Source organism: Mesorhizobium sp. M2A.F.Ca.ET.039.01.1.1 (assembly GCF_003998035.1).
GTDB lineage: Bacteria > Pseudomonadota > Alphaproteobacteria > Rhizobiales > Rhizobiaceae > Mesorhizobium.
This window is the reverse complement of record NZ_RZRY01001452.1, coordinates 1-573: the sequence shown is the minus strand read 5'-3', so window position 1 is coordinate 573 and position 573 is coordinate 1. Positions and strand designations below refer to the sequence as shown.

The window sequence follows — 573 nt, the reverse complement described above, 5'->3', positions numbered from 1 at the left end:
TGCTGGGACTTCACCCGTCGCCGCCTTCGATCGGCGACGGGTGAAGTCCCAGCACGCGCCAGCCGAGAATGCCGGCGAGCCAATCGCGCAGATTCCCGGCAATGCGCTCGGCATCGCCTGGATCCTTCAGCATGCCGCCCTTGCCGATCGCCTCGCGGCCGGCCTCGAATTGCGGCTTGACCAGAAGGACTGCCCTGGCGCCCTCGCCCGCCAGCTCAAGCGCCGGCGGCAGCGCCAGCTTCAGCGAGATGAAGCTGACGTCGCAGACAAGGAAATCCGGAACGCGGCCGCCGAGATCGGCTGCCGTCAATTCTCGGGCGTTCAGCCCTTCGATCATCGTCACGCGCGGGTCCCCGGCAATCTCGGGATGGATCTGGCCGTGGCCGACATCGATCGCGGTGACATGCGCCGCGCCTCGCTCCAGCAGCACCTGGGTGAAGCCGCCGGTCGAAGCGCCGATGTCGAGCGCCTCGCCGCCGGAAGGATCGAGGCCGAAACGGTCGAGGCCGGCGATCAGTTTCAACGCCGCCCGCGACACATAGGCCTGGGCCGGATCGTCGATGGCGACCAGGC

1 protein-coding gene is annotated in these 573 nt (G+C 68.4%); it reads right to left on the bottom strand.

The window, feature by feature from the left end; translation table 11 throughout:
• Nucleotides 1-10: 10 nt before the first annotated feature.
• The coding region (locus EOA24_RS40395; RefSeq protein WP_133375085.1) for a TlyA family RNA methyltransferase at nt 11-573 on the bottom strand (563 nt) is incomplete at its 5' end.